Genomic DNA, 12,580 nt, shown 5'->3' on the forward strand with positions numbered 1-12,580 from the left:
GGGCGAATCCACGGGACGGAGACTGACTCCACGCCCCGCCGGTGACCTGCGTCAGCGGCGGGGCGTCACCGTTTGTCCGTCGTCGCGGTCTTTGGCCGCGGCCCTTCCGCACGGCTACTGTCTGCCGCGTTTCCCCGGCGCCGGGGTCTCCCCGTCCCCAGGCGCCGGGGAACGCCGTCCGTGTCAGCCAGTGGAAGGGGTTCGGCAAACCGTGGGGTCCCATCGCCGCCTTGCACCGTCCGGTCAGCGCCGCGCACCGGCCGGATTCGACCGGGGCGCAGTCGCCCTGTGCGCGCTGTCGGCCGCCGCCGCGGCCCTCGGCGCCGCTCCGGCGCACGCCGCGCCGCACCCCGACGCCCGCGCCGAGGTGGACCGGCTCTACACGGAGGCCGAGCAGGCGACCCAGGCCTACGACAAGGCCGAGGAGCGCACGGACGCGCTGCGCCGCGAGGTCCACTACGCCCAGGACCGCATCGCCCGCCGCCAGCAGGACGTGAACGCGCTGCGGGAGGAGCTGGGTTCGGTGGCCGGGGCGCAGTACCGCTCGGGCGGCATCGACCCGGCCGTCGCGCTGCTGTTCTCCGACGACCCCGAGGAGTACCTCGACAAGGCCGCCACGCTCGATCGCATCGGCACCCAGGAGGCCGACCGGCTGCGGCAGTTGCGCTCCGCGCTGCGCGAGCTGCACCAGGAGCGGACGGAGGCGGACGCGAAGCTGGACGCGCTGGAGAGCAGCCGCCGGGCGGCCGCCGCGCACAAGCGGACGGTGGAGGGCAAGCTCGCGCGGGCCCGGCAGCTGCTGGACTCGCTGTCCGCGGCCGACCGCGCCGCCTACGACCGCTCCTCCCGCTCGGCCGGCCCCGACCGCCTGGACCTGCCCGCCCTGACCGGCGCCCCCGGGGCGCGCGCCGCCGCGGCCCTGGCCGCCGCCCGCTCCGCGCTCGGCCGCCCCTATGTGTGGGGTGCCAACGGGCCGTCGGGTTTCGACTGCTCGGGCCTGATGCAGTGGGCGTACGCGCACGCCGGCATCCAGCTGCCCCGCACCTCCCAGGAGCAGCGGTTCGCGGGGCGGCGCGTCCCGCTGTCCCAGGTCCGCCCCGGTGACCTGGTGGTCTACCGCTCCGACGCCAGCCATGTGGCGATGTACGTCGGCCACGGCCAGGTCATCCACGCGCCGCACCCGGGGGCGGCGGTGCGCTACGACCCGGTGGGGATGATGCCGGTCTCCTCGGTGACCCGGCCCTGACGTCCGCGTGGCGCGCCGTACGATCGTGTGATGGCCGGTGGCAGGCGGGTGAGAGGCGTCGGGGCGATGGCCCTGTGCCTGCTGCTGCCCCTGACCGGCTGCGGCGGGCGGACCGCGGCCGACTCCGCCAGGAGCGAGGTGCAGCACCTGCTGGACCTGCGGTCGGCGGCGCTGCTGCGGCACGACGCGGGGGCGTACGGCGCGACGGGCGCGAGCACCGAGTACACCCGGCTGCGCGCCCTGCCGCTGGCGTCCTGGGCCTACCGGATCACCGGCCTGCGCCGCACCGCCGCGGGGGCCACCGCGGACGCCGACCTGACGTACAAGGTCGCCGGGTACGACCGGGCGCCCGTCGACACCCGGCGCACCCTCACCCTGGCCCGCACGGCTTCCGGCACCTGGTACGTCACCGGCGACCGGCCCGCCGGCAGGTCCGGGCAGCAGCTGTGGGACCAGGGCACCGTGACCGCCGTACCGGGCGCGCACAGCCTGGTGCTCGGCGCCGGGCAGCCGGCGGCCGACCTGCGGGCGTACGCGCGGATGGCCGACCAGGCGGTTCCGGCGGTGACCCGGGAGTGGGGCGCGGACTGGACGCGCCGGGTGGTGGTCCTCGTCCCGAAGTCCCTCCAGGGCATGGCGGGCCTGCTCGGCTCGCCCGCCGCGAACTACCGGGGGATCGCCGCCGTGACGACGGGGGAGGCGGGGGGCGCGGGGCGGACGCCGGCGGACCGGGTGGTGATCAACCCGGACGCCTACGCCGTCCTCGGCGCGATGGGCAAGCAGGTCGTCCTCACGCACGAGACCACGCACGTGGCCACCCGCACCCGCACCACTGCGGCCACCCCCCTGTGGCTGTCGGAGGGTTACGCGGACTGGATCGGCTACCGGGGTACCGACCGCACCCCGACGCAGGCCGCCCCGGAACTGGCCCGCGCCGTGCGCGACGGCCATGTGCCCGCCGCGCTCCCCACCGACAAGGACTTCGGCTTCACCAGCGACCCGACCGAGCTGGCCCGTGCCTACGAGAGCGGCTGGCTGGCCTGCCGCATGATCGCCGACCAGTGGGGCGCGGCGCGCCTCGCCGCCTTCTACCGCGGCGTCGGCGGCCACCCCCAGCGCTCCGGCGCCGTCGAGAACGCCCTGAAACAGGTCCTCGGGATCACCCCGGAGTCCTTCACGACCCGCTGGCAGACCTACGTCAGGACCGAGCTGCGGTGAGCGTCCCGACCGCCTCGGTCGACCAAGCCCGCTCGGTGCCTTGACGGTCCGACTCCCGCTCGCCGCCGCCCTGTCGGCCCTTCGCCTGCCCGGTGTCGCGCCGGCGCTCGCGACGGCCATGGCCGTGCGGTGCGCGGCGGTCGCGGTGCGGCCGGGGCGCACCCCGCGCACCGTGGCGGGCGCGCCGGCGTGAGCGGGGTCAGGGGGAGACCGAGGTCTTCCGGGCGGGCACCGGGCGGAACGGGGCGGCCGATGGACGGGAGACGGTCGCACGCCACAGCCGGCGGGCCGCCAGCAGGGTCGCGGCGGCCAGGAGACCGTTGCGGAGCAGGAGCAGGACGACGCCGTACCAGTCGCTCGCCACCACGTGGACGAAGCCGGCCGGGAACTCCAGGACCGTCAGGAAGGACGCCGCCAGGACCAGCAGCGCGGGCGCGGTCATCCGGGAGGCGCGGTGGGTGAGGCAGACGGCGGCCATGCCGATCAGCCACACCAGGTACTGCGGGCTGATCACCCGGCTGGTCACCGTGAACAGCAGTACGGCCGTCAGCGCCGCGTCCGCCAGTGTGTGCGGGGCGAAGCGCCGGGCCCGCAGCCGCCACAGCAGCAGCCAGCCGAACGCTCCCGCCGTCAGCGCCAGCGCCGCCGCGCTCACCACGTCCACGTACGGGCCCAGGAACTCGATCGACCCGTAGTTCAGCAGCACCTGCCCGCTCCAGCCGAAGTGCCGGGCCACATGGAAGACCAGGGCGCCCAGCGACTCCACCTCGGTGCCCCTCTCCCGCTGGAACGTCAGGAAGGCGAAGGCGCCCGGCATCCACAGCGCGAACGCCGCCGCGAGCCCCGCCCCGGTCACCCCCGCCGACGCCCACGCCCGCCGCCGCACCGCACCGGCCAGCAGCAGCGCGGGCCACACCTTCAGCAGCGCCCCGAAGGCGGTCAGCGCGCCCATCACCCGGGGGTGCCGTGCCCCCGCGAGCAGCGCGGCCACGGCGACCGCGGTCACCATCACGTCGTAGCGGGCGTACACCGTCGGTCCGAGCAGCGGGGCGCCCACCACCCACACCCAGGCCCCGCGCCGCGACCGGCCGGGGCGCCGGGCCGACCACAGCAGCAGGACCAGGACCACCAGGTCGGCGAGGAGGGCCAGCGCGAAGAAGGCGTGCGGGTACGACAGGAACGGCAGCAGGGCGGGGGAGAGGATCGCCAGCGCGGCGGCGGGCGGGTACTGCCAGGTGACGTCGTCCAGCGGGAAGGTGCCGTGGCGCAGCACCTCGTACCAGTTCCGGTAGATCACCGAGACGTCGGTGGTGACGTCCGGGCCGGGGAAGACGTACACCCCGAGGACGAAGAGCAGCAGCACCGCTCGGGTGACGCACCAGGTCGCGAGCAGGTACGCCGGCGACCGCCGGGCGTCCTTGGTCTCCACGTGTTCCCCTGCCGATCGATTCCGCTTCGAGTCCCGCGTCGCGTGACCATGATGTCCCGAGCCCCGGGGGCCGTGCCAACGTGACCCGGCCGCGCCCGGCCCCGGACGGCCGATTCGGTAGGGTCGGCGGCGATGCACAAGACCCTGATCGTGACCAACGACTTCCCGCCCCGGCCGGGAGGCATCCAGGCCTTCCTGCACAACATGGCCCTGCGCCTGGAGCCCGGCCGGCTGGTCGTCTACGCCTCCACCTGGAAGCGGAGCCGCGAGGGCGTCGAGGCGACGGCCGCCTTCGACGCCGAGCAGCCCTTCACCGTCGTACGCGACCGTACGACCATGCTGCTGCCCACCCCCGGGGCGACCCGGCGCGCGGTCGGGCTGCTGCGCGAGCACGGCTGCGCCTCGGTGTGGTTCGGGGCCGCGGCACCGCTCGGACTGATGGCGCCCGCGCTGCGCCGCGCCGGAGCGGAACGCCTGGTGGCCACGACCCATGGGCACGAGGCCGGCTGGGCCCAGCTGCCCGCGGCCCGGCAGCTGCTGCGCCGGATCGGGGAGTCCACGGACACGATCACCTATCTGGGGGAGTACACCCGCTCCCGGATCGCCGGGGCGCTCACTCCCGGGGCGGCCGGGCGGATGGTGCAGCTGCCGCCCGGCGTCGACGAGAAGACCTTCCACCCGGGCTCCGGCGGCGACGAGGTGCGCGCCCGGCTCGGGCTCACCGACCGCCCGGTCGTGGTCTGCGTCTCCCGGCTGGTGCCGCGCAAGGGGCAGGACACGCTGATCCGGGCCATGCCCCGGGTCCTCGCCGCGGAGCCGGACGCCGTGCTGCTGATCGTCGGCGGCGGCCCCTACGAGCAGGACCTGCGCCGCCTCGCCCGGGAGACCGGCGTCGACGCCTCGGTCCGCTTCACCGGCGCCGTCCCCTGGTCCGAGCTGCCCGCCCACTACGGCGCGGGCGACGTCTTCGCCATGCCCTGCCGCACCCGCCGCGGCGGCCTCGACGTCGAGGGCCTCGGCATCGTCTACCTGGAGGCCTCCGCGACCGGCCTGCCGGTCATCGCGGGCGACTCCGGCGGTGCCCCGGACGCCGTCCTCGACGGCGAGACGGGCTGGGTGGTCCGCGGCGGCGACCCGCTCGACACCGCCGACCGGGTCGTCACCCTGCTCGGCGACCCCGCGCTCCGCCGCCGGATGGGGGAGCGCGGCCGCCAGTGGGTGGAGGAGAAGTGGCGGTGGGACCTGCTGGCGGAGCGGCTGAAGGACCTGCTCTGAAGGCCGCCCGCCCGGCGGCTGACGGGCCTTCGGTTCCCTCGCGGCGCGGGCTACTTGGTGTAGATCGCCTCGATGTCGTCGGCGAAGTCCTTCGCCACCACGTTCCGCTTGAGCTTCAGCGACGGGGTGAGGTGCCCCGAGTCCTCGGTGAACTGGGACGTGAGGATGCGGAACTTGCGCACCGACTCGGCCTTGGACACCGCCGCGTTGCCGTCGTCCACGGCCTCCTGGATCGCGGCGTTCAGGTCCGGGTCGTCGCGCAGGGACGCCGCCGTGGAGCCTGCCGGCTTGCCGTGCTCGGCGGCCCAGCGGGCCAGGAACTCGTCGTCGAGGGTGATCAGCGCGCCGACGAACGGCCGCCCGTCGCCGACCACCATGCACTCCGCGACCAGCGCGTGCGCCCGGATCCGGTCCTCGATCACCGCGGGGGCCACGTTCTTGCCGCCCGCCGTGACGATGATCTCCTTCTTGCGGCCGGTGATCCGCAGGTACCCGTCCTCGTCCAGGGTGCCGATGTCCCCGGTGTGGAACCACCCGTCGGCCAGCGCCTCCGCCGTCGCGCCCGGGTTGTTCCAGTACTCCTTGAAGAGGTGCTCGCCGTGCAGCAGCACCTCGCCGTCGTCCGCTATCCGCACCACCGAGCCCGGCAGCGGCTGCCCCACCGTGCCGATCTTCTGCCGGTCCCACGGGTTGAACGCGGTCGCCGCGCAGGACTCGGTCAGGCCGTACCCCTCAAGCACCGTGAAGCCGATGCCCCGGAAGAAGTGGCCGAGCCGCTCGCCCAGCGGCGCGCCGCCGGAGATGGCGTACTCGCCCCGGCCGCCGAGGACCGCGCGCAGCTTGCCGTAGACCAGCTTGTCGAAGACCTTGTGCTTGAGCCTGAGGCCCAACGACGGCCCGGACGCGGTGTCCTGCGCCTTGCTGTAGGCGATCGCCGTGTCGGCCGCCTTGTCGAAGACGGCGCCCTTGCCGTCCGCCTGCGCCTTGGCGCGCGCGGAGTTGTAGACCTTCTCGAAGACGCGCGGCACGCCGAGGACCATCGTCGGCCGGAACGCGGCGAGTTCGTCGGTGAGGTGCTTGATGTCCGGGACACAGCCCAGCTTGATCGGCGCCATCATCGGCGCGATCTGGACCAGCCGGCCGAAGACATGGGCCAGCGGCAGGAAGAGGAGCACCGAGCACTCGCCGGTACGGAACAGCGGACGCAGCCGCTCCACGATGTTGCCGCACTCCGCGAAGAAGCTGCGGTGGGTGAGCACACAGCCCTTGGGACGGCCCGTGGTGCCGCTGGTGTAGACGATGGTGGCGGGGTCGTCGGCGCGGGCGAGCGAGGAACGCTCGTCCACCGTCTCCTGCGACACGTCCTGCCCGAGCCGCTCCAGCTCCTCGACCGCGCCGGCCTCGATCTGCCAGACGTTCTTCAGCGCGGGCAGTGTGTCGCGCACGGTCTCCACCGCGGCCGCGTGCGCGTCCAGCTCCACGATGCAGGCCGTCGCGCCCGAGTCGGAGAGGATCCACTGCACCTGCTCGGGCGAGCTGGTCTCGTACACCGGCACGGTCACCGCGCCCGCGCTCCAGATGGCGAAGTCGAGGAGCGTCCACTCGTAGCGCGTCCGGGACATCAGGCCCACGCGGTCGCCCGGCTGCACCCCGGCGGCGATGAGTCCCTTGGCGGCGGTGTGCACCTCGGCGAGGAACTGCCGGGCCGTCACGTCCTGCCAGACCCCGCCCGACTTACGGGCGATGACGGCGACGTCGGGATGCTGCGCGGCGTTTCTGCGGACGATGTCGGTCAGGTTTCCGTCCGCAGGGACCTCGTACAAAGCCGGAAGGCTGAACTCGCGCAAGACTGCTGCTCCTCATAGGGCGCCGGCGCCACGACGTTGTGCGATGCGACGGTGCGGTCCAAGGCTCGGGCTGGTGCTCGGGCCCACGGTGGTTGAAACCCAGAGCACGACTGGACTGCCCGGACGTTACCCGCCGGTATGCGGTTCCCGACAGGGGGTCCAGGCCAGATGTTCGCTGCGTCACACACGTTGGCTCTCCTGCGCGCACAGTAGTCCACGGCCCCTCTGACCGGCGAGTAACCGCAGGCCACGACCGGGACTGTTCACCTGCGGTGCACACGCCTACGCTTGATCGCCATGGCATCCACACCCCCACGAAGCAGCCGGCACCGCGTCCACGTGGTCAGCGACGTGCACGGCAACGCGCGGGACCTGGCGCGGGTCGGCGAGGGTGCCGATGCCCTGATCTGCCTGGGCGACCTCGTGCTCTTCCTCGACTACGCCGACCACTCGCGCGGCATCTTCCCCGACCTGTTCGGCGAGGAGAACGCCGACCGCATCGTGGAACTGCGGACCGCCCGGCGCTTCGAGGAGGCCCGCGCGTTCGGCGCCCGGCTGTGGGGCGGGATCGAGGGCGACCGCTTCACCGCCGTCGAGCAGGCGGTGCGCAAGCAGTACGCCGAACTCTTCGCCGCGTTCCCCACCCCGACGTACGCCACCTACGGCAACGTCGACATGCCGCAGCTGTGGCCGGAGTACGCCCGCTCCGGCACCACCGTGCTGGACGCGCAGCGCGTGGAGATCGGCGGCTGGACCTTCGGTTTCGTGGGCGGGGGCCTGCGCACGCCCATGCGGACGCCGTACGAGATCTCCGACGAGGAGTACGCCGCGAAGATCGAGGCGGTGGGCGAGGTCGACGTGCTGTGCACGCACATCCCGCCGGAGGTGCCGGAGCTGGTGTACGACACCGTCGCGCGCCGCTTCGAGCGGGGGAGCCTGGCCCTGCTGGACGCCATCCGCCGCACGCGTCCCCGGTACTCGCTCTTCGGGCATGTGCACCAGCCGCTCGCGCGCAGGATGCGGATCGGGGCGACGGAGTGCGTGAACGTCGGCCACTTCGCGGGGCGGGGGACGCCGTGGGTGCTGGAGTGGTGAGCGGGGTGGACCGGGGTGCCCGCCGGGGCGCGCGGCCGGGGGACGGGAGACGGGGTGAAGGCGGGGGGCGGTCGGCCGCACGGTAGCCTTCACGCTGCACACACGTGCGCAGGCCGCGCACGGGAAGAGTCTCTTCGGTCCGCATCTGGAGGAGCCACGGCGATGGCGGAACACACCAGTTCGAGCATCACGATCGAGGCGGCTCCGGCCGACGTCATGGCGGTGATCGCCGACTTCGCGCGCTACCCGGACTGGACCGGCGAGGTGAAGGAGGCGGACGTCCTCAAGACCGACGACCGCGGGCGTGCCGAGGAGGTGCGGCTCGTCATGGACGCCGGTGCCATCAAGGACGACCAGACGCTGGCGTACACCTGGGCCGGCGACAACGAGGTCTCCTGGACGCTGGTCAAGTCCCAGATGCTGCGGTCCCTCGACGGCTCCTACCTCCTCAGGCCGGCGGGCGCGGGCGCGACCGAGGTCACCTACCGGCTCACCGTCGACGTCAAGATCCCCATGCTCGGCATGATCAAGCGCAAGGCGGAGAAGGTCATCATCGACCGCGCCCTGGCGGGCCTGAAGAAGCGCGTCGAGTCCGAGTAGATCCCCCACCCGGCCGTCGCGGTCGGCCGAGGGGCGGGGCCCGGGGCGGGCCCGGTGCGTGACCGACCGCCGGTCGCCGCGGCGCCCTCGTCACGGCGACGCCCCTGACGCCGCGTCCGTTACCGTTCGGACTCATGCGGACCATCCTGATCACGGGGCCCGGTGGCAGCGGGCGTACGACCGTTGCCGCTGCCACCGCCCTGCGCGCAGCCCGTGCGGGCAGCCGGACCCTGTTGCTGAGTGCGGAACGGGCGGACACCCCGGGGGCGGCACTGGGGGCGAGCACGGGGGCGCGGCCGGCGGAGATCGCGCCAGGGCTCAGCGTCTGGCGGCCCGACGCCGCCGCCGGGTTCCGGCAGGACCTCGCCGACTTCCAGAGCCGGGCCGCGAGCGTGCTCGACCTGCTCGGTGCCGCCCGGCTGGACGCCGAGGAGGTCACCCCGCTGCCCGGCGCGGAGGAGCTGACCTTCCTGCGCGCGCTGCGGGACGCCGCGCTGTCCGAGAGGTACGACCTCCTCGTCGTGGACCTGCCGCCGCTCCCGCAGGCACTGGCCCTGCTCGCCCTCCCCGAGGAACTGCGCCGCTACCTGCGCCGCCTCCTGCCCCCCGAGCGCCAGGCGGCCCGCGCGCTGCGCCCCGTCCTCGGCCGGCTGGCCGGTGTCCCCATGCCCGCCGACTGGCTGTACGAGACGGCCGGCCGCTGGGACACGGAGCTGGCCGCCGTGGAGGCCGTGCTCACCGACCGCGACACCGCCGTACGCCTCGTCGCCGAACCCGGCCCCGCCGCCGCCCGCGCCCTGCGCACCGCGCGCCTCGGCCTCGCCCTGCGCGGCCTGCGCACCGAGGCCCTCGTCGCCAACCGCGCCCTGCCCGACACCAGCCCGGACACCTGGCTCGCCGGCCTGGTCGCCGAGCAGCGCAAGGCGATCACGGAGTGGGAAGGGGAGTACGACGTCCACCCCGTGCCGCATCTCGGGCGCGACCCGCACGGCCCGGACGACCTCGCCGCCCTCGCCGTACCCGCCGTCACCGAGACGGACCGCCCCGTGGAGTGGCCCGTCGCCGACCGGATCGCCGAGGACGGCGTGCTGGTCTGGCACATCCCGCTGCCCGGCGCCATACGCGAGGAACTCGACCTGATCCGGCGCGGCGACGAACTCGTGATCACCGCGGGCCCCTTCCGGCGGATCGTCGTCCTGCCCTCCGCGTTGCGCCGCTGCACCGTCTCCGGCGCCGGCCTGCGCGAGGGCGAGCTGCGCGTGCGCTTCGCCCCGGATCCCGGCCTGTGGCCCGCCGCCGCACGATGAACCGGGCACTCCCGTTCGGGTAACGTCGTAAGGGCGTACCGCAGTCAGGAGTCCGCCATGAGCGAAGAGCGCCCCGCCGAACCGCACGAGGAGCCGCGGGTGAGCGACGCCGACGCCTGGGCCACGGCCTGCGCCGAGGACCTGGAGGCCGAGAAGGCCCGCCGCCGCACCACCTACGGCCCGCCCCCCGGCTCCGCCGCCGAGGAACTGAAGAAGCTCGTGGACACGGTGGCCGACAAGCTGTCCGGCCTCCAGTCCCCCTTCGGCGCCCTCGCCGGACCCGCCGCCCAGCAGATGGTCAAGCAGGTCGTCCAGCAGGCGAAGGCCGCCGTCGAGCCCGTCATAGAGCGCAACCCGGACGTCTTCGACCACCTCGCCGCCGCCGGCAACGAGCTGCTCGCCGCCTACCGCTCCGCCGTCCAGTCCCAGGAACACCGCTGGACCTCGGGCCCGGCCGACCTCGCGGACGAGTGGCGGGCGGAGCGCCGCGACGAGGACGCGGGGCGCGACCGCGGCGAGGGCACCGGCTCCGGGGAGCGCATCGACCTGGACTGAAGCCCTCACCCGTGAGGGCCTCGGGTACGGTTGGCCGTAGCGGGGCTCGACCGAACTGAGGGATTCATGGGACTCACCATCGGCGTCGACATCGGCGGCACAAAGATCGCGGCCGGCGTGGTCGACGAGGAAGGCAACATCCTCTCGACCTTCAAGGTGCCGACCCCCACCACGCCCGAGGCCATCGTGGACGCCATCGCCTCCGCGGTGGAGGGCGCGCGTGCCGGGCACGAGATCGTCGGCGTGGGCATCGGTGCGGCCGGTTACGTCAACCGGCAGCGCTCCACCGTCTACTTCGCGCCCAACATCGACTGGCGCAACGAGCCGCTCAAGGCAGAGGTCGAGGCCCGCACCGGCCTCCCCGTCGTGGTCGAGAACGACGCCAACGCCGCCGCCTGGGGCGAGTACAAGTTCGGCGCCGGCAAGGGCCACCGCAACGTCATCTGCATCACGCTCGGCACCGGCCTCGGCGGCGGCATCATCATCGGCAACAAGCTGCGCCGCGGCCACTTCGGCGTGGCCGCCGAGTTCGGCCACATCCGGATGGTCCCGGACGGCCTGCTGTGCGGCTGCGGCTCGCAGGGCTGCTGGGAGCAGTACGCCTCCGGGCGCGCCCTGGTCCGGTACGCCAAGCAGCGCGCCAACGCCACTCCCGAGAACGCGGAGCTGCTGCTCTCGCTCGGCGACGGCACCCCGGACGGCATCGAGGGCAAGCACATCTCCATGGCCGCCCGGCAGGGCGACCCGGTCGCGGTCGACTCCTACCGCGAGCTGGCCCGCTGGGCCGGCGCCGGCCTCGCCGACCTGGCCTCCCTCTTCGACCCCTCCGCCTTCATCGTCGGCGGCGGCCTCTCCGACGAGGGCGAGCTGGTCCTCGACCCGATCCGCAAGTCGTACAAGCGGTGGCTGGTCGGGGGCAACTGGCGCCCCGTCGCCGACGTGATCGCGGCGCAGCTCGGCAACAAGGCCGGCATGGTCGGTGCGGCCGACCTGGCCCGCGAGCCCGACCCGATCATGTAAGGGACGTCCAGCACCCAGGGGGCGCGGGGACGTAGCGATACGCGGCTCCGCCGCGGGGCCGACCAGCCACGACGCATCCGGCGGCCGCGTACGCACCCCGCGCCCCCCTGGGCGTACATTGATCCACATGGCGCCGCTCCCCAACTCCCACACAGAGCCCGATGGTTCAGCCGTCCTGCGCGTCCTGAGCTACAACATCCGCTCGATGCGCGACGACACCGACGCCCTCGCCCGGGTGATCACCGCCTGCGCCCCCGACCTGGTCCTCCTCCAGGAAGCCCCCCGCTTCTTCCGCTGGCGCAAGAAGCTCGCGCGGCTCGCCGCGGCCTCCGGACTCGTCGTCCTCACCGGCGGCGCCACCGCGGCCGGACCCGCGGTCCTGTGCTCGCTGCGGGCCACCGTGGAGCGCACCGAGGACGTCCTGCTGCCCCTCACCCCCGGCCTGCACCGGCGCGGCCTCGCCACCGCGGTGGTCCGCTTCGGCGGCGCCCGGCTCGGCGTGATCAGCTGCCACCTCAGCCTCGACGGCCAGGAGCGCTACGCCCAGGGCGGGCTGCTGCTCGACCGGCTCGACGGACTCGGCGTGAAGCACGCCCTGGTGGGCGGCGATCTGAACGAGGACCCCGCGGGCCGCACGTTCGGACTGCTCGCCGGCGCCCTCCAGGACTGCCGGGCCGTGGCCCCCTGGGGCGGCGAGGAGACCTGGACGCGCGGCGCGCCCCGGCGCCGTATCGACGCGGTGTTCGCCACCAAGGGCATCGAGGTGCTGGGCTGCGGGGTTCCCCTGGACCAGCCGGGCGTCACCCGCGCCGACCTGGACGCCGCCACGGACCACCTCCCGGTCCTGGCCGCCCTGCGCGTCCCGGCCGCCGAACGGGGGAACCCCGGCTAGATGTTCTGTCCGGGGAGGTTGTGGACGGGTGAGCCAGGTCTCGGCTGAGGGATCTTGAACAGGTGAGGGCCTTCCGGTTCGGTGTGGATTGCGACG

General features: G+C 74.1%; 12 protein-coding genes. 10 read left to right on the top strand and 2 right to left on the bottom strand.

Features of this window, described 5'->3' with window-relative positions:
• Positions 1 to 211 precede the first annotated feature (211 nt).
• The 3 genes from ACWDD7_RS31310 to ACWDD7_RS31320 are packed head-to-tail and all read left to right on the top strand — an operon-like array spanning position 212 to position 2,657.
• A complete protein-coding gene (locus ACWDD7_RS31310; protein ID WP_351876457.1) occupies positions 212 to 1,246 on the top strand; it encodes a C40 family peptidase in 1,035 nt (344 codons plus the stop codon).
• A gap of 30 nt (positions 1,247 to 1,276) precedes the next feature.
• Entirely contained in the window at positions 1,277 to 2,464 is a 1,188-nt protein-coding gene (locus ACWDD7_RS31315) for a hypothetical protein (protein ID WP_450459871.1), read from the top strand.
• 40 nt (positions 2,465 to 2,504) lie between these two features.
• Positions 2,505 to 2,657 carry a hypothetical protein gene (locus ACWDD7_RS31320; protein ID WP_450459872.1) on the top strand — a complete coding sequence of 51 codons (153 nt, stop codon included), beginning with the start codon at positions 2,505 to 2,507 and terminating at the stop codon, positions 2,655 to 2,657.
• A gap of 6 nt (positions 2,658 to 2,663) precedes the next feature.
• Here ACWDD7_RS31320 and ACWDD7_RS31325 read toward each other — a convergent pair whose 3' ends face one another.
• Positions 2,664 to 3,893 carry a glycosyltransferase 87 family protein gene (locus ACWDD7_RS31325; RefSeq protein WP_450459873.1) on the bottom strand — a complete coding sequence of 410 codons (1,230 nt, stop codon included), beginning with the start codon at positions 3,891 to 3,893 and terminating at the stop codon, positions 2,664 to 2,666.
• Positions 3,894 to 4,025: 132 nt separating this feature from the next.
• On the opposite strand from ACWDD7_RS31325, the gene ACWDD7_RS31330 reads away from it, so the two are divergent.
• Complete coding sequence (locus tag ACWDD7_RS31330) at positions 4,026 to 5,168, top strand: glycosyltransferase family 4 protein (RefSeq protein ID WP_351876460.1); 1,143 nt, start codon at positions 4,026 to 4,028, stop codon at positions 5,166 to 5,168.
• A gap of 50 nt (positions 5,169 to 5,218) precedes the next feature.
• On the opposite strand, the gene ACWDD7_RS31335 is transcribed toward ACWDD7_RS31330, so the two are convergent.
• A complete protein-coding gene (locus ACWDD7_RS31335; protein ID WP_450459874.1) occupies positions 5,219 to 7,015 on the bottom strand; it encodes an AMP-dependent synthetase/ligase in 1,797 nt (598 codons plus the stop codon).
• 297 nt (positions 7,016 to 7,312) lie between these two features.
• Between ACWDD7_RS31335 and ACWDD7_RS31340 the strand changes: the two genes are divergently transcribed.
• The 6 genes from ACWDD7_RS31340 to ACWDD7_RS31365 all read left to right on the top strand — a co-directional run bounded on the left by ACWDD7_RS31340 (position 7,313) and on the right by ACWDD7_RS31365 (position 12,484).
• On the top strand, positions 7,313 to 8,110 hold the full coding sequence (locus tag ACWDD7_RS31340) for a metallophosphoesterase family protein (RefSeq protein WP_450459875.1): 798 nt from the start codon (positions 7,313 to 7,315) through the stop codon (positions 8,108 to 8,110).
• 162 nt (positions 8,111 to 8,272) lie between these two features.
• Positions 8,273 to 8,710, top strand: coding sequence for an SRPBCC family protein (locus ACWDD7_RS31345; protein ID WP_392211169.1), 438 nt, complete (start codon positions 8,273 to 8,275; stop codon positions 8,708 to 8,710).
• 134 nt (positions 8,711 to 8,844) lie between these two features.
• Positions 8,845 to 10,017, top strand: a complete 1,173-nt coding sequence (locus ACWDD7_RS31350; protein WP_351876464.1) for an ArsA family ATPase — start codon at positions 8,845 to 8,847, stop codon at positions 10,015 to 10,017.
• A 57-nt stretch (positions 10,018 to 10,074) separates the two neighbouring features.
• Entirely contained in the window at positions 10,075 to 10,572 is a 498-nt protein-coding gene (locus tag ACWDD7_RS31355; protein ID WP_450459876.1) for a DUF5304 domain-containing protein, read from the top strand.
• 66 nt (positions 10,573 to 10,638) lie between these two features.
• Positions 10,639 to 11,592, top strand: coding sequence for an ROK family glucokinase (locus ACWDD7_RS31360; protein WP_351876466.1), 954 nt, complete (start codon positions 10,639 to 10,641; stop codon positions 11,590 to 11,592).
• A gap of 127 nt (positions 11,593 to 11,719) precedes the next feature.
• Positions 11,720 to 12,484: an endonuclease/exonuclease/phosphatase family protein gene (locus ACWDD7_RS31365; protein WP_450459877.1), complete on the top strand. Its 765-nt coding sequence runs from the start codon at positions 11,720 to 11,722 to the stop codon at positions 12,482 to 12,484.
• The last annotated feature ends 96 nt before the right edge of the window (positions 12,485 to 12,580 follow it).

The sequence above is a fragment of the Streptomyces sp. NPDC001056 genome, assembly GCF_053598955.1.